The organism is Streptomyces sp. NPDC059850 (assembly GCF_042731515.1).
GTDB lineage: Bacteria > Actinomycetota > Actinomycetes > Streptomycetales > Streptomycetaceae > Streptomyces.
In genome coordinates this window covers 107,511-123,230 of sequence record NZ_JBHWJI010000008.1, presented here as the reverse complement: position 1 = coordinate 123,230, position 15,720 = coordinate 107,511, and the positions used below count along the sequence as shown (strand labels likewise).

Sequence of the window (15,720 nt, the reverse complement as noted above, 5' to 3'; positions counted from 1 at the left end):
AACGGTGTCGCAACACGGGTCTGCAAGACTGCTTGAACCATGAATGACGCACTACAGAGCCTGCTCGACCTGCTCGACCTCGAACAGATCGAAGAGGACATCTTCCGCGGCACCAGCGATGCCGCACCTCTCGTGCCGCGGGTCTTCGGCGGCCAGGTGGCCGCCCAGGCCCTGGTCGCCGCGGGCCGCACGGTCCCGGAGGACCGTCCGCCGCACTCGCTGCACGCCTACTTCCTGCGGCCCGGCGACCCCGGGGCGCCGATCGTCTACACGGTCGACCGGATCCGCGACGGCTTCTCCTTCACGACCCGCCGCGTGGTCGCCGTCCAGCACGGGCAGCCGATCTTCCATCTGTCCGCCTCCTTCCAGCTGTACGAGGAGGGGCTGGAGCACCAGGAGCCGATGCCGGAGGTACCGGACCCGCTCTCGCTGCCCACCGCCGAGGAGCTGCTGCCCCGGTACGAGCACCTGCTCGCCGGGCCGGGGGTGGTCGACCGGATGCTGCAGGCGCGGGCCGCCGTCGACCTGCGGTACGTGGACGCTCCGCCGTACGGCAGCGTCGGACAGCCCCGTCAGCCGAAGTCGCAGGTTTGGTTCCGGACCGACGGCAAACTGGACGGCGTCGCCGACGATCCGCTGCTGCACGTCTGCCTGGCCACCTATGTGTCCGACATGACACTGCTGGACTCGGTGCTCCTCGCCCACGGCCGAGGCGGCTGGGCGGTCGGGGACATCGTCGGCGCCAGCCTCGACCACGCCATGTGGTTCCACCGGCCGTTCCGGGTGGACGACTGGCTGTTGTACGACCAGGAGAGCCCGTCCTCGTCCGGCGGCCGCGGGCTCGCCAAGGGCCGTATCTTCACCGCCGACGGGCGGCTGGCCGTCTCGGTGATCCAGGAAGGGGTCATGCGGGTCCCGCGCCCGAAGAAGTGATCCCCGGGAGGGGTGAGGTGACGCGCGTCAACCCTGGCGTACGGCCGGTCTGATCGACGTACGGCCCGGTCTGACGCGCGTCCCGGGGCGGCGCGTCAGAACTGGGCCGTCAGCCCCGCCGCGTCCAGCAGATAGGCCGTCATCGGCGCGTAGAACTTCGGATCGGTGACGTGGTCGTCCAGCGGGACCACCGTCTGAAGCGTCCCCTCCGCCTCGCCGAGGAACAGCGCCGGGTCGTTGCAGTCCGCGTACCCTACCGCGTCGATGCCGCGCTGCCCCGCGCACCCCGCCCAGCCGTGGTCGGCGACCACCAGGTCCGGCAGCGGCCGCCCCTCCCGGGCCAGCCCGTCCAGGATGGCCGCCATGGGGGCGGGGGAGTGGGTGTGCCACAGCGTGGCGCCGCGCTCCAGCATGGCCACGTCACAGAACTGGAAGACGTACCCCTCGTCCGCGTGCAGCCCGCCCGGGATCTCCACGATCTCGCACCCCGCCGCGTGCAGCGCCGACGCCGTGGCGCTGTGCACCTCCAGCAGCCCGCCCGGGTGGCCGGTGGCGAACAGCACCCGCTCCCGCGCCTCGGCCGCCTTCCGCAGCACCGACGCCATCCGGTCCAGCGCGCCGACGGTCAGCTCCGGGTCGATCGTGTCCTGCCCGGTGCGGTGCTCCGGGTCGTCGATCACTCCGCACCGCTCCGCCATGACGGCCAGCACGTCCTGCTCGTCCACCCAGCGGTCGCCCAGTTCCAGCCCCAGCCAGTAGTGGCGGTCGCCGTTCGCGAGCTTGCGGTAGTGGGAGAGGTTGTTCTCGCGCGGGGTGGCGACGTCACCCGCGATGCGCGTACGGACGAGATGGTCGATCAGTTCGGCACGGCTGGGCACGGTACTGGGTATCGGCATGTGGCCCATTGTCGCCCCTGTGTCAGGGAAATGGGGCGCATTGCTCGCCGTGTGGACGTGACGCGGTCATGGCGAGCCGGGGGCGCCCCGGGGAGCCCCCGGTAGGGGCGCGCCGGGCCGCCCCTACCGTCAGGGACGGTGACTACCGGCTGGGACGGCGGCTACGACCGGCCCCGCCGCCGGACCCACGGCCCGTCGCGCCACCGGACCCGCGCCCGGCACCGCCGCCGGATCCGCGCCCGGCGCCGCCACCGGAACCCCGGCCCGATCCGCCGCCGGATCCGCGTCCGGCGCCGCCGCCGGAGCCGCGCCCACCGCCGCCGCCGGAGCCGGCGCCGCGCCCGCCTCCGCCGCTGCGGCGCGTCTGCCGGGGGCCGGACGCCTGCCGCTGGGCGGGCGGGGCACTGATCGTCACCGGGACGCCCGACGGCTCCTGGGCGCCGGTGATCCGGGTCAGCTCTTCGTCGGTCGAGTGCACCCGGGCCGTGTTCGGGGTGATGCCCGCGGCGGACATCAGCCGGGTCATCTCGCGGCGCTGGTCGGGCAGGACGAGCGTGACGACGCTGCCGGAGCCGCCTGCGCGCGCGGTGCGCCCGCCGCGGTGCAGATAGTCCTTGTGGTCCGCGGGCGGATCCACGTTGACGACCAGGTCGAGGTCGTCGACATGGATGCCGCGGGCCGCGACGTTCGTGGCCACCAGCGCGGTGACGTCGCCGGTCTTGAAGCGCTCCAGGGTCTTGGTGCGCTGCGGCTGGGACTTGCCGCCGTGCAGCGCCGCCGCCCGTACGCCGTTGGCCAGCAGGTGGCGGGTGAGCCGGTCGACGGCGTGCTTGGTGTCCAGGAACATGATCACGCGGCCGTCCCGCGCGGCGACCCGGGTCGCGACGGAGCGCTTGTCGGTGTCCGCGATGTGCAGCACATGGTGCTCCATCGTGGTGACCGCGCCCGCCGAGGCGTCGACCGAGTGCAGCGCCGGGTCGGTCAGGAACTCGCGCACCAGGCGGCTGATGGCGCCGTCGAGGGTCGCGGAGAACAGCAGGCGCTGGCCATCGGTCGGCACCTGCCGCAGCAGCTTGGTCACCTGGGGGAGGAACCCCATGTCGGCCATCTGGTCGGCCTCGTCGAGGACGGTGATGCGCACCTGGTCCAGACGGCAGTCGCCGCGGTCGATCAGGTCGTGGAGGCGGCCCGGGGTCGCGATGACCACCTCGGCGCCGTTGCGCAGATCGTTGGCCTGCCGGTTGATCGACATGCCGCCCACCACGGTGGTCGGCCGCAGCCGCAGCCGCCGGGCGTAGGGCGTGAGCGCGTCGGAGACCTGCTGGGCCAGCTCCCGCGTCGGCACCAGGACCAGGGCGAGCGGACGCCGGGGCTCCGCGCGCTGTCCGGCGGTGCGGGCCAGCAGCGCCAGGCCGAAGGCCAGGGTCTTGCCGGAGCCGGTCTGCGCGCGCCCGAGGACGTCACGGCCCGCGAGAGCGCTGGGGAGGGTGGCCGCCTGGATCGGGAACGGCACGGTGACGCCCTGCTGCGTCAGCTCCGCGGCGAGACCGTCCGGAAGGTCCAGCTCCGCGAACGTGGCGACGGCGGGCAGCACCGGGGTGGTGCCGGGCGGCAGGGCGAATTCGTTGCCGCCGTCGGAGGGACGGCTGGTACGAACGGGGGAGCGGGAGTGTGACCGGGGCTTACGGGGCGAGCGGGCGTAACGGCTCATGCGGCGCCTTCCTGGAACGGGCGGGGATCGGCCCGCGGAAAGCGGGCACGAGCCGGGGCCCGCACCTCTTCAGGTGCGGGCCCCGGCTCGCGGTATGCGCTGCGTCAGGCGGGAACGATGTTCTCGGCCTGCGGGCCCTTCTGGCCCTGCGTGACGTCGAACGACACCTTCTGGCCTTCCTGCAGCTCACGGAAGCCCTGGGTGGCGATGTTCGAGTAGTGGGCGAAGACGTCGGCGCCGCCGCCGTCCTGCTCGATGAAGCCGTAACCCTTTTCCGAGTTGAACCACTTCACGGTGCCGGTGGCCATGTCATTTCTCCTTCAATGGGGGTCGATCCGGATTCCACACTGCGCGGAACCCGCGTCGCCGCATTGACTCCCATCCGGAAATGACCGGTTAAAACAAAAATGCGCCTGAGGCTACATCCCGTCAGGCGCACATAACGTTCATGGGTACCAAAACTGCAACTACCACGACTCTAACACGCGCGAGCCCGCACGGGGAGGTACGGATGGGGGCGGACGGGGGGAGACGCCGGTCACTCGGCAGCCGGTCGCGCGGCAGTCGCGCGGCAATGGACGCGGTGTCCAAAACGCCCGGGCGTGGTGCTGGGGAACGTACATGTGGTGGAGCGGCGGCCCTGCCTACGCTCGCATGCATGACCGCAGCAGACCGTGAGCCCACCGCAGCCCCCGTAGGCCCCGTCGACTCATCCCGCATCCCGCGCTACGCGGGCCCCGCCACGTTCGCCCGGCTGCCGCGTGTCGACGAGGTCGGCGGTACGGCGGACGTCGCCGTGGTCGGGGTGCCCTTCGACACCGGCGTCTCCTACCGCCCCGGCGCCCGCTTCGGCGGCAACGCCATCCGTGAGGCGTCCCGGCTGCTGCGCCCGTACAACCCGGCGCAGGACGCGTCCCCCTTCGCGCTCGCCCAGGTCGCCGACGCCGGGGACATCGCCGCGAACCCGTTCAACATCGACGAGGCCGTGGAGACCGTCCAGGCGGCTGCCGACGACATCCTCGACAGCGGCGCCCGGCTCATGACCCTCGGCGGCGACCACACCATCGCCCTCCCGCTGCTGCGGTCCGTCGCCCGTAAGCACGGCCCGGTCGCCCTGCTCCACTTCGACGCGCACCTGGATACCTGGGACACCTACTTCGGCGCCGAGTACACCCACGGCACGCCCTTCAGGCGCGCCGTCGAGGAGGGCATCCTCGACACCGCCGCCCTCTCGCACGTCGGCACCCGGGGTCCGCTGTACGGCAAGCAGGACCTGGACGACGACCAGAAGATGGGCTTCGGCATCGTCACCTCCGCCGACGTCATGCGGCGCGGCGTGGACGAGGTGGCCGACCAGCTGCGGCAGCGCATCGGGGACCGTCCCCTCTACATCTCCATCGACATCGACGTCCTGGACCCGGCCCACGCCCCCGGCACCGGCACCCCAGAGGCGGGCGGCCTCACCTCCCGCGAGCTGCTGGAGATCCTGCGCGGCCTGGCCGGCTGCCACCTGGTCTCCGCCGACCTGGTCGAGGTCGCCCCGGCGTACGACCACGCGGAGATCACCGCGGTGGCGGCGTCCCACACGGCGTACGAACTGACGACGATCATGGCCCGCCAGATCGCCGCCTCGCGCACCGCCTGAGCAGGTACGGGGGGTACTGGTGCCGTCCTCCACGGGGCCTCTAGCGGCTGCCGCTCCAATGGCCTCCCCGATCACGGGAATCGGGGGAAACGGAGGTACTGACCCCAGCTGATCCCTCGCGGTAGTCGCACTCACCGTGCCGCCCCGGTCGCCGTCTCCTCCCCCGACGGCCGCCGGGGCGGTGTCGTCATGTGCCGGTCCCGTCCGTGCGGTCAGGGATCAGGGGGCCAGGGGGGCAGAGGATCAGGGCGTCTCCGGGAGGTCCCGCGGGCCGTACAGCGCCGCCGGGGTGCCGGTGTGGAGGGCCCAGTAGCGGTCGCCGTAGGACCAGTGCCACCACTCGGTGGGGTAGTTGACCAGCCCGGCGGAGGTCAGCGCCGCGCCCAGGGCGTCCCGGTGGGCGCGGGCCCCGGCGGGGATGTTCGCCGCCTGCGTGTAGCAGGCGCGGGCGCTCTCCTCCGGGGTCGCGTCCCAGGGCGTGCCCATGTCCAGCTCGCGCCCGTCCGCGTCGGCGAGGGTGAGGTCGACGGCGGCGCCCGCGCTGTGCGGGGCGAGTTCGGGCGGCGATACGTAGCGGCTCGCCGCCGCCCGGATCTCCCCGCCGGACCAGGCGGGGTGCGCGGCGCGCAGCCGGGCCGAGTAGCGCTCGAAGTAGTGCCGCTGCAGCTCCGGTGGCCGGTAGCCCTCGATGAACAGCAGCCGCGTTCCCGGTGGCAGCGCCGACTGCGCCGTCAGCAGCCGCTCCAGCAGACCGCGCCGCAGATAGGCGTACGCCCCGGCGGGGTCAGCCGCCCGCCCGTCGACCAGCAGCCGAGGCTCGCGGCGTACGTCCGCCAGCGGCTCCCCGCACTCCCTGACCGGGATGGCCGCGACCCTCGGGTCGGACATCAAGGTGATTTGAGACATGGGGTGATCGTCGCAGGTGTGGGTGGTGCCCCCGCGCGATGCGCCCCCGCGTCGTACCCGTAATACCTGAGAGCTAGTTGGCGAGTGCACCCCCTGGAGTGACGCCAACTACCCGCCCTGCTCCCTACCTTCCTTACATACGACATCCGGCACGGAAGGGGGAAAGCGATGGCATTCCGTGTGCGCGGCCGCCTGCGTCGCACTCTGCTCGGTGTGCTCGTCGCCGCCTCGGTGGCCGTGCCGGTGGCGGGGGCCGCGCGGCCCTCGGCGGTCCCGGCGCCCGCACCGTCGGCGCTGCCTCCGCTGACCGCCGCGACGCCCGCCGCCCTCGACGCGCGCTATGCGGCCCACCGCGCGGACATACGGTCCGCGGAGCGGATGGCCGCCGACCACGGCGACCGGCGGCGGGCGGCCGCGCTGCGGGGGATGGCGGGCGGCGCGCGGCAGTTCCTCTCCTTCGACGGGCGGGACGGGGGCCGTTCCGTCGAGGTCTTCGGGGATCTGTCGCGCGCCACGCGGGTCGCGGTCCTGGTGCCGGGCTCGGACACCAGCCTCGACCGGTACGGGCGCCTGCGCGCCGGGGCCGTCGCGCTGCGGCACCAACTGGGGGAGCGGGGCGCCGTCGTCGCCTGGCTCGGGTACGAGACGCCGGGCACGGTGAGCCCCGAGGTGCTGACGGCGGGGCGGGCCGACCGTGCGGCACCCGGGCTCGCCTCCTTCGTCGGGGAGTTGGCCACGGCCGTGCCCCGGGCCCGGATATCGCTGCTCTGCCACTCTTACGGCTCGCTGGTCTGCGCCCGGGCCGCGTCCGGGGTGGCGGTCGCGGCCATCGTCCTCTACGGCAGCCCCGGTGTCGGCGCCGACAGTGTCAGCCAGTTGCACACCCGGGCCGCCGTCTGGGCGGGCCGGGGCGCGCACGACTGGATCGGTGGCGTCCCGCATGTGCGGATTCCGCTGCTGTTCACCACCGTCGGGCTGGGCACCGATCCCGTCTCGAAGGGGTTCGGCGCCCGGATATTCGACGCGGGCGGCGGCGGCCACAGCGACTACCTGAGGCCCGGTTCCACCAGCCTGAGGAGCCTGGCCCGGATCGTGGGGGACGGCCGTGCGTGAGCTGATCCGGCGCATCGACGCCGCCACCCCGCCCGACCGCGACCGCGCCGTGGACGCGCTGCGCGCCTTCGCCATCCTCGGCGTGGTGCTCGGCCACTGGCTGGTGACCGCTCTCGTCGCCGACAGCGGCACGGTGCGGGCCGCGAGTCCGCTGCTGTACCAGCCCCATCTCGTCCCGATCTCCTGGGTGTTGCAGACCCTCGCGGTGTTCTTCCTGGTGGGAGGGCAGATGGGCGCGCGCGGTCAGGCGTGCGCGCAGGCCAGGGGAGTCACATACCGGCAGTGGCTGGGCGCCCGGATGGCCCGGCTGTTCCGGCCGGTCGCGGCGGTGCTGGTGGTGTGGGCCCTGGCGGCGGGGGCGATGCTGGCCTCGGGGGTGGGTCTGACGACCCTGCACACCCTGCTCAAGCTGGTGCTGTCACCGCTGTGGTTCCTGCTGGTCTTCGCGGCGCTCACGGCGGCGACCCCGCTGGTGGCGCGGCTGCATCCGCTGTGGCCGCTCGCCGTCGTCCTCTATGTCGACCTGTACCGCTTCGGCTTCGGCGGGCCCGCCTGGCTCGGCTGGATCAATCTGGCGGCGGGCTGGCTGGTCCCGTACTGCCTGGGCGCGGCATGGGCGCGCGGAGGGCTGCGGGGGCGCATGACCGGATGGGTGCTGCTGCTCGGGGGCGGGGTGGCCACGGCCGGTCTGGTCCTGTTCGGCGGCTATCCGGCGGCCATGGTCGGGGTGCCCGGCGCCGCGATATCCAACCTCAACCCGCCGACCCTGGCGGCCGTCACCTTCGGCCTGGCCCAGTGCGGGGCGGCGCTGCTGCTGCTCGGCCCGCTGCGGCGGGTGCTGGCACGGCCCGCCGTATGGGCGGTGGTGGCGCTGCTGAACGTCTCCGCGATGACCATCTTCCTGTGGCACCAGACCGCGATGATGGCCGTCACTTCGACCATGCTGCGGCTCACCGGCCCACTGCCCGGTCTGCACACCGTGCCCGACGGGCCGGGCTGGCTGGCGGCCCGGCTGATATGGCTGCCGGTGTTCGCGGCGGCGCTGCTGGTGTGCCGGGCGGCGTTCGGCGCGTATGAGCGGGGCAGACCGCGCACGGCAGGACGGGTGGTGCGCGAGGGCCGCCCGGGCGGGGCCGCGAGGGAGACGCGGAAGGGAGACACGAAGGGGAGCGGGAGCGGTGCGGCGTGGATAAGGTCGCGTCCATGAGGGGGCGGGGGTGGGTGGTGAAGGTGACGCGGGGGCTGCGGGCGGTTCCGGGCATCCTGCGCGAGGACCTGTGGACGACGGCGGCCGATCCGCTGCCGCGCCGGGGCGGACCGAGCTGGCTGGACTGGCTGCCCGCGTTCGCACTCCCGGTCGTGCTGGGCGCGGTGGTGCTGTTCATCGCCTGCGCCGACAAATACGCGGAGCTGTACGGGTTCGGCCAGGGCGTCGGCACCCTGCTTGCCGCCGTCCAGTCCGTGGCGCTGGCGGCGGCGCTGTTCCGGCCGGTCCCGGCGTGGTGGGCGATCACGGCCGTGACGGTGGTGATCGCGTGGTTCAGGTCCGGGGCCGTCCCCGAGGCCACGTTCCCCTGGTCCGGCGAGGGGCTGACCGTGCAGGCGTTGGTGCTGTTCCTGCTGGCCCTGCGCACCCGCCCCCGGATCGCGGCCGAGGTGCTGGCGATCAGCCTGCTGGTGTGCGTGGCCTGCCGCGCCTTCACCGCCCCGGCGCCCGTCCCCGACTCCGACCCCGGCTTGGTCATCTCGGTCCTGACGACCGCCGTGGTGGTCGGCACCGCGCTGCGCGGCCGCCGGGTGGCCCGGGCGCGACTGGTCGAGCAGCAGGAGCTGACCGCCGAGGAGCGGGCCCGGCGCACCCTGCTGGAGGAGCGCAACCGGATCGCCCGGGAGCTGCACGACGTGGTCGCCCACCACATGTCGGTGATCTCCATCCAGGCGCAAGTCGCCCCGCATCTGACCGAGAACCCCTCCGACGAGCTGAAGGAGAACCTGGCGGGCATCCGCCGCAGCGCGGTCGAGGCGCTGACCGAGCTGCGCCGGGTGCTGGGCGTGCTGCGCTCCGAGGACGCCCTCGCCGATGGCGTCCGGCATGCCCCGCAGCCCACCCTGGACCGGTTGGACGAACTGGTGGACACGGTGCGGGGGACCGGGGTCGCGATCGCCACCGAGATCTGCGGGGAGCGGCGGTCGCTGCCGCCGGGCATCGAGCTGTCAGCGTTCCGCATCGTGCAGGAGGCGCTGAGCAATGTGATGCGGCACGCACCGGGCGCGGAGGTGCGGGTGGAGATCGGGTACCACCCGGACGGGCTCACCGTCTGGGTCGTCAACACCGCCCCGGACCGGCCCACCCCGCCCTCGCCGGGCGCCGGGCACGGGCTGCTCGGGATGCGGGAGCGCGTCGCGATGCTGCGGGGCGAGCTGGCCACCGGCCCCACCCCGGACGGGGGTTACGAGGTGGCCGCCGTGCTGCCCATGCGCCACGCCACCGCAGCCGCCACGGCCACCGCAGCCGCCACGGCCACCGAGACCGTCGAGGATCCCGTATGACCATGAGCATTCGCGTCCTGATCGCCGACGACCAGAGCATGGTCCGCCAGGGCTTCACGGTGCTGCTGAACGCCGAATCCGGCATCGAGGTCGTCGGCCAGGCCGTGGACGGGGAGGACGCCATCGCGCAGGTCGCCGAACTCGCCCCCGATGTCGTCCTGATGGACATCCGGATGCCCGGGCTCGGCGGCATCGAGGCCACCCGTCGGCTCACCGAACCCGGCGGCGCCACCGTCAAGGTCCTCGTCCTCACCACCTTCGACCTCGACGAGTATGTGTACGAGGCGCTGCGCGCGGGCGCGTCCGGGTTTCTGCTGAAGGACGCGTCGGCCGAGGAACTGGCCCATGCGGTACGGGTGGTGGCGGCCGGGGACGCGCTGCTCGCCCCGAACATCACCAAGCGCCTGATCACCGAGTTCTCCCGGGTGTCCGCCGCCGCCCCGCGCGCCCCGCTCAAGGACCGCGTCGGCGCTCTGACGGAGCGCGAGACCGAGGTGCTGGCCCTGATCGCACAGGGCCTGTCGAACGGGGAAATCGCCACCCGGCTGGTGGTGGCCGAGCAGACCGTGAAGACCCATGTCGGCCGGATCCTCCTCAAGCTGGGCCTGCGCGACCGCACTCAGGCCGCGGTCTACGCCTACGAGACCGGTCTTGTGCGCCCGACGGCGTTCTGACAGCCCGCGTTCCGACCGCCGTGGTCCGACCCGTGAACGCGTGTTCAGTTAGTGAAGGCGTTGCTCCATCCATTGACCTGTTGTGTTCACCTCTTTATCGTCACTGCGACCGTCACCGGCGAACCACGACGGAGAACAATGACGTACTCCAACCCCCGGCTGCCGCGCGCCGCCCGGCTGATCGCCCCGCTGCTCGTCTGCGGGCTGATCGCCGCCGTGCCCCCGGCGTCCGCCGCTCCCGAATCCGACTCCTCAGCGGCGGCCCGTGCCGGCGGCGGGGGATGTGCGCGTGGGCCGTCCGACGGCTGGGCGCAGACCTCCGACCGCATCGATCCGAAGGACAGCTACCACGCGTACGTGGGCAACGGCTATCTCGGGCAGCGCGTGCCGCCGAACGGCACCGGCTACACGGGCGGCGGCGACAAGACCGGATGGCCGCTTTTCACACCCCGGTACGACGGCTCGTTCGTCTCCGGCCTGTACGGGCACAACAAGAAGACCACCGAGAACCGGCAGGTCGCCGCCGCCATCCCCACCTGGTCCACGCTCAACGTGGCCACCGGGGGCAAGGGCTCGGAGACCTTCGGCTCCGACACGTCCGCCGGTCGCATCTCGCACTACCGGCAGACCGTCTTCCTGCGCTGCGGCTTCGTCCGCACGTCCCTCACCTGGACGGCGTCTGACGGCCGCGCCACCGACCTCACCTACGACGTGCTCGCCGACCGCAACGACGCCCATGTGGGCGCCGTACGGCTGCGCATGACCCCGCACTGGAGCGGCGACGCCACCGTCACCGACCGCATCGACGGGCGCGGCGCGCGCCGCATGACGCAGACCGGCGGCGGGACGCATGGCGACCGTACGGTCGATGTGGCGTTCCGTACGGACGGCACCAAGACCGAGGGCGCCGTCGCGTCCACGCTGCGGCCCGGCCGTAACGTACAGAAGGCGAACGAGCAACGGCCCGAGGAGAGCGGCAAGTTGAGCGCCCGGCAGGGCGTCCGCTTCCCGGTGCGCCAGGGCCGGGCCTACGAGTTCACCAAGTACGTCGGCGTCGACACCGCGCTGACCTCCCACGCCCCGCGCGCCGACGCCGTCGCCGCCTCCCGCCGGGCCGCCGACCGTGGCTGGCCCGCGCTGTTCACCGAGCACACCGCCGCCTGGCGGAAGCTCTGGCGCTCCGACATCGAGATCGGCGGCCGCAGGCAGCGCGACCTCCAGGGCTGGGTGCGTTCCGCGCAGTACGGGCTGCTGTCCGCCACCCGCGCCGGTTCCCGCAACAGCATCTCCCCGACCGGGCTGACCAGCGACAACTACGGCGGCCTGGTCTTCTGGGACGCCGAGACCTGGATGTACCCGGGGCTGCTGGCGAGCCACCCCGAACTGGCCAAGTCCGTGGTCGAGTACCGCTACAAGACCCGCGCCGGGGCCCGTACGAACGCGCGCAAGCTCGGCTACCCCGGCCTCTTCTACCCCTGGACCAGCGCGAGCAAGGGCGGGCTGTGGAGCGAGTGCCACAGCTGGGACCCGCCGCACTGCCGCACCCAGAACCACCTCCAGAGCGATATCGCGCTCGCCGCCTGGCAGTACTTCCAGGCCACCGGGGACGCCGCCTGGCTGCGCGAGCGCGGCTGGCCGGTGCTCAAGGGGATCGCCGAGTTCTGGGCCGGGCGCGCCACCCGCAACGACGACGGCAGCTACTCCATCAGAGACGTCGCGGGCCCCGACGAGTACAGCAACGGCGTGGACGACGCGGTGTTCACCAACGCCGGAGCCGCCACCGCCCTGCGCGACGCCGCCCGCGCCGCCCGCGTCCTCGGCGAGAAGCCCCCCGCCGCCTGGGCCCGGATCGCGGACAAGCTGCGCATCCCGTACGACAAGAAGAAGCAGGTCTTCCAGCAGTACGACGGCTACAAGGGCTCGCTGATCAAGCAGGCGGACACCGTGCTGCTCATGTATCCGCTGGAATGGCCGATGTCCGGGGAGTCCGCCGCGAAGACGCTCGACTACTACGCGGCGCGCACCGACCCCGACGGCCCGGCCATGACCGACTCGGTGCACGCGATCGACGCCGCGTCCATCGGGGAGCCCGGCTGCTCCTCGTACACGTATCTGATGCGCTCCATCAAGCCGTTCGTGCGCGGCCCGTTCGACCAGTTCTCGGAGGCGCGCGGCGAGAAGGCGGGCGCCAACGACCCGCTGGCCGGGTCCCCCGCGCAGGACTTCCTCACCGGCAAGGGCGGCTTCCTCCAGGTCTTCACCCACGGCCTGACCGGGATGCGGATGCGCGAGGACGCGGTGCGCCTCGACCCGATGCTGCCGCCGCAGCTCCGCGACGGCGTCACGCTGCGCGGCCTGCGCTGGCAGGGCCGTACGTACGACGTGGCGATCGGCCCGCACGAGACGACGGTGCGGCTGACCGCCGGGGCGCCGTTCGACATCGAGACGCCGCAGGGCGGGAAGCAGGTCGTGAGCGAGGGCGCCCCCGCCGTCCTCAAGACCCGCCGCCCGGACCTCACCCCGACCACCAACCTCGCCCGCTGCCAGGAGGCGACGGCGAGTTCGCGGGAGCCGGGCATGGAGCCGGGCGCCGCCCTCGACGGCAACGCGGCCACCGCCTGGGTGCCCGACGCCGCCCGGGGCACGCTCACCGCCGACCTCGGCCGGACCGTACGGATCGGAGAGGTGACCCCGGAGTGGACCTCCACCCGGCCCGCCGCGCACCGCACCCAGACGTCGCTGGACGGCAGGCACTGGCGTGACGGTGCGACGGGCCCGGCCCGCTACGTCCGCGTCACGCTGCGCTCGGCGGACGACAAGAAGCGCGCGGGCATCGAGGAGCTGAAGGTCACCAAATAAGGCACGCGTGCAGTGCACGGAACATCAAGGACTGTGCACTGCACGCCAACGACATCCGGCCGCCGACGGTCCATCCTGAACAGGGAAGGTGAGCAGGGCTTCGACGGGGGGAGGCCCTGCTTATTTCCCCCCGGGCGTGCCCTGTAGTTCGAGGCCTCCCTGCGACAGGGCCGTCCGGCGGAATTCCCGGGGCGGCATGCCGTACGTGCCGCGGAACGCGCGGCTGAAGTCGGCCGCGTGGCTGAAGCCCCAGCGCGCGGCGATGGCGTGGATGGGGGTGCCGCCCAGCGCGGGGTCGGCCAGGTCCTGGCAGCAGCGCTCCAGCCGCTGGGCGCGGATCCAGGCGGCGACGGTGTGCCCCTGCCGCTCGAAGAGCCGGTGGAGGTAGCGCACCGAGATGTGGTGGGCCGCGGCGATCGAGGCGGGGGTGAGATCGGATGTGTGCAGGTTCCGTCGCGCGAAGTCCTGGATCCGCAGGACGAGGGCGTTCCGGTGGCTCTCGGGGGCCATCCGGAGGGTGGCGGGCCCGGTCTCCGCGTCGCTGCCGTCCAGCTCGTGCGCGAGCAGCGCGGTCAGCAGATCGGCCACGACGGTGCCCAGGCGCTGCGCGTCGGCCGGGCGGTACGCGGCGTGCTCCGCGCCCAGCCGGATGAGGACGTCGGCGAGGAGGGCGCCGATCCCGGTCCGCCCCGACAACTGCCGTCCGAGCAGCTGGTTGAGGTCGGCCACCGGGAACGGCAGCAGGGACGGCGGGATGCCGATCGTCAACTCGTCCGTCCTGCCGCGCGCGATGGCCCCCTCGTACGGCAGGGAGGTGCAGGTGAGCATGAACTGACGGTCGCCCAGCGTCGTCGTCACGCCCCCGTGCACCATGTCGGCCTCGCCGCGCAGGTTCAGCTGGAGGTGGTACAGCTCCGGATCCGACCGCCGGATATGGGTCTTGGTCCGCTGGGTCCACAGCGAGGGGAAGGACGACCCGGCCACCGTGACCCGGCCCAGGTCCATGCCCCACATGGTCGCGCTGAAGTCGTCCTCGTGGGCGCTGCGCAGTTCCATCGGGACCATCGGCCCCTCGCACAGGGCGCGCCAGGCCGCGAACCGTTCCGAGGGCGGGATGTCGTCGATCTGGAGGTCCATATCGATCATCACCCTTCTGCTGTGCGGCGATCGCCTGATACGACCCTAGTCGGCCTCCATAAGTGTTCGCTGAACGATCCGGTAGTCAACCGTCCGTATGGGTGGGCGATCTGGGTGCCTCTCAGGGCGCGGTGAGCACGCGCGGGCCGTCGTCCGTGATCGCCACGGTGTGTTCGTTGTGCGTCGCCCGGCTGCCGTCGACCGTACGGAGCGTCCAGCCGTCGTCGTCCTCCCGGTACGCGTCCTGGCCGCCCGCCATGAGCATCGGCTCGATCGCCAGCACCAGCCCGTGCCGCAGCCGGTAACCGCGCCCCGGCCGCCCCTCGTTGGGAACCGGTGGGTCCTCGTGCATCTCCCGGCCCACGCCATGGCCGCCGAAGTCCGCGGGGATGCCGTAGCCAGCCGCCCGGCCGACCGTGCCGATGGCGTGCGCGATGTCGCCGATCCGGGCGCCGACGACGGCCGCCGCGATGCCCGCCTCCAGGGCCTTTCGGCCGGTCTCCACCAACCGCTGGTCCTCGGGGCGCGCGGTGCCGACGATGAAGCTGATCGCGCAGTCGCTGGCCCAGCCGTCGACGACCGCGCCGCAGTCGATGGAGACCAGATCGCCGTCGCGCAGCCGGTAGCCGTCCGGGATGCCGTGCACGATCGCGTCGTTGACCGAGGCGCAGATGGCCGCGGGGAAGGGGGTCGAGGCGAAGTGCGGCCGGTAGCCGAGGAACGGGGAGGTGGCCCCGGCGTCCCGCAGCACCTCCCGGGCCACCTCGTCCAGTTCGCGCAGGCGCACGCCGATGGCGGCGGCCTCGCGCGTCGCCGTGAGGATGCCCGCGGCGACCCGGCCCGCTTCCCGCATGGCGTCCAGTGACGCGTCCGTCTTGATCTCTACCACGGTGTGGCCTCCCTGCGTGCTACCCAATTCTTATACCGGTATTAGTATCACGGTCATGGTGCGCACTCCTCTCACTCCGCTGGAACGTGAACGCGGCCGCTTCCTCGGCGTCCTGCTGCGGCAGGCCCGTGGCGAACGGTCCATGGCGGACGTCGCCGCCGGTGCCGGGATCTCGGCGGAGACCCTCCGCAAGATCGAGACCGGCCGGGCCCCGACGCCCGCCTTCTTCACCATCGCCGCCCTCGCCGCGACCCTCGGTCTGCGGCTGGACGACATCGCCGCGCGCTGTGCCGCGGCCGCCGTCCCGGAGGAGGGGGCGCGCGACGAGGCGGCGTAGCGACCCCGCGTGAAACCCCGCGCCCCGGCCGGTTTATTTCGGAAGGATGAAATCCGCACGCCTGTGCGTT

The 15,720-nt window shown here is 72.8% G+C and carries 14 protein-coding genes; 8 read left to right on the top strand and 6 right to left on the bottom strand.

Going from position 1 to position 15,720, the window contains the following annotated elements; all coding sequences use genetic code 11:
• Positions 1 to 39: 39 nt before the first annotated feature.
• Positions 40 to 933, top strand: coding sequence for an acyl-CoA thioesterase (locus ACFV9T_RS09005; RefSeq protein WP_385437749.1), 894 nt, complete (start codon positions 40 to 42; stop codon positions 931 to 933).
• A gap of 95 nt (positions 934 to 1,028) precedes the next feature.
• Here the strand turns inward: ACFV9T_RS09005 and ACFV9T_RS09000 are convergent, their stop codons facing one another.
• The 3 genes from ACFV9T_RS09000 to ACFV9T_RS08990 all read right to left on the bottom strand — a co-directional run bounded on the left by ACFV9T_RS09000 (position 1,029) and on the right by ACFV9T_RS08990 (position 3,848).
• Positions 1,029 to 1,838, bottom strand: coding sequence for a phosphatase (locus tag ACFV9T_RS09000; RefSeq protein WP_385437748.1), 810 nt, complete (start codon positions 1,836 to 1,838; stop codon positions 1,029 to 1,031).
• Positions 1,839 to 1,971: 133 nt separating this feature from the next.
• Positions 1,972 to 3,540: a DEAD/DEAH box helicase gene (locus ACFV9T_RS08995; RefSeq protein ID WP_385437746.1), complete on the bottom strand. Its 1,569-nt coding sequence runs from the start codon at positions 3,538 to 3,540 to the stop codon at positions 1,972 to 1,974.
• A gap of 104 nt (positions 3,541 to 3,644) precedes the next feature.
• Positions 3,645 to 3,848 carry a cold-shock protein gene (locus ACFV9T_RS08990; protein ID WP_365236484.1) on the bottom strand — a complete coding sequence of 68 codons (204 nt, stop codon included), beginning with the start codon at positions 3,846 to 3,848 and terminating at the stop codon, positions 3,645 to 3,647.
• 350 nt (positions 3,849 to 4,198) lie between these two features.
• Here ACFV9T_RS08990 and speB point away from each other — a divergent pair, with 350 nt between their 5' ends.
• The gene (gene speB, locus ACFV9T_RS08985) at positions 4,199 to 5,185 is read left to right on the top strand and encodes an agmatinase (RefSeq protein WP_385437745.1); all 987 of its coding nucleotides are present in this window, start codon (positions 4,199 to 4,201) and stop codon (positions 5,183 to 5,185) included.
• Positions 5,186 to 5,428: 243 nt separating this feature from the next.
• On the opposite strand, the gene ACFV9T_RS08980 is transcribed toward speB, so the two are convergent.
• Complete coding sequence (locus ACFV9T_RS08980; protein WP_385437743.1) at positions 5,429 to 6,091, bottom strand: M15 family metallopeptidase; 663 nt, start codon at positions 6,089 to 6,091, stop codon at positions 5,429 to 5,431.
• Between the two features lie 168 nt (positions 6,092 to 6,259).
• Here ACFV9T_RS08980 and ACFV9T_RS08975 point away from each other — a divergent pair, with 168 nt between their 5' ends.
• The 5 genes from ACFV9T_RS08975 (at position 6,260) to ACFV9T_RS08955 (ending at position 13,287) form a co-directional block, all read left to right on the top strand.
• Positions 6,260 to 7,204 carry an alpha/beta hydrolase gene (locus ACFV9T_RS08975; RefSeq protein WP_385437742.1) on the top strand — a complete coding sequence of 315 codons (945 nt, stop codon included), beginning with the start codon at positions 6,260 to 6,262 and terminating at the stop codon, positions 7,202 to 7,204.
• Positions 7,197 to 8,411, top strand: a complete 1,215-nt coding sequence (locus ACFV9T_RS08970) for an acyltransferase (RefSeq protein ID WP_385437741.1) — start codon at positions 7,197 to 7,199, stop codon at positions 8,409 to 8,411. The genes ACFV9T_RS08975 and ACFV9T_RS08970 overlap by 8 nt, the downstream gene beginning before the upstream one ends.
• A complete protein-coding gene (locus ACFV9T_RS08965) occupies positions 8,408 to 9,754 on the top strand; it encodes a sensor histidine kinase (protein ID WP_385437739.1) in 1,347 nt (448 codons plus the stop codon). The genes ACFV9T_RS08970 and ACFV9T_RS08965 overlap by 4 nt, the downstream gene beginning before the upstream one ends.
• Positions 9,751 to 10,428: a response regulator gene (locus tag ACFV9T_RS08960; protein ID WP_385437737.1), complete on the top strand. Its 678-nt coding sequence runs from the start codon at positions 9,751 to 9,753 to the stop codon at positions 10,426 to 10,428. The genes ACFV9T_RS08965 and ACFV9T_RS08960 overlap by 4 nt, the downstream gene beginning before the upstream one ends.
• Before the next feature lie 138 nt (positions 10,429 to 10,566).
• The gene (locus ACFV9T_RS08955) at positions 10,567 to 13,287 is read left to right on the top strand and encodes a glycosyl hydrolase family 65 protein (RefSeq protein ID WP_385437736.1); all 2,721 of its coding nucleotides are present in this window, start codon (positions 10,567 to 10,569) and stop codon (positions 13,285 to 13,287) included.
• A gap of 120 nt (positions 13,288 to 13,407) precedes the next feature.
• On the opposite strand, the gene ACFV9T_RS08950 is transcribed toward ACFV9T_RS08955, so the two are convergent.
• Positions 13,408 to 14,433, bottom strand: a complete 1,026-nt coding sequence (locus ACFV9T_RS08950) for a helix-turn-helix domain-containing protein (RefSeq protein WP_385437735.1) — start codon at positions 14,431 to 14,433, stop codon at positions 13,408 to 13,410.
• Positions 14,434 to 14,545: 112 nt separating this feature from the next.
• On the bottom strand, positions 14,546 to 15,313 hold the full coding sequence (gene map, locus ACFV9T_RS08945; RefSeq protein WP_385437734.1) for a type I methionyl aminopeptidase: 768 nt from the start codon (positions 15,311 to 15,313) through the stop codon (positions 14,546 to 14,548).
• 55 nt (positions 15,314 to 15,368) lie between these two features.
• Here map and ACFV9T_RS08940 point away from each other — a divergent pair, with 55 nt between their 5' ends.
• Positions 15,369 to 15,650 carry a helix-turn-helix domain-containing protein gene (locus ACFV9T_RS08940; RefSeq protein WP_385437733.1) on the top strand — a complete coding sequence of 94 codons (282 nt, stop codon included), beginning with the start codon at positions 15,369 to 15,371 and terminating at the stop codon, positions 15,648 to 15,650.
• Positions 15,651 to 15,720 lie beyond the last annotated feature (70 nt).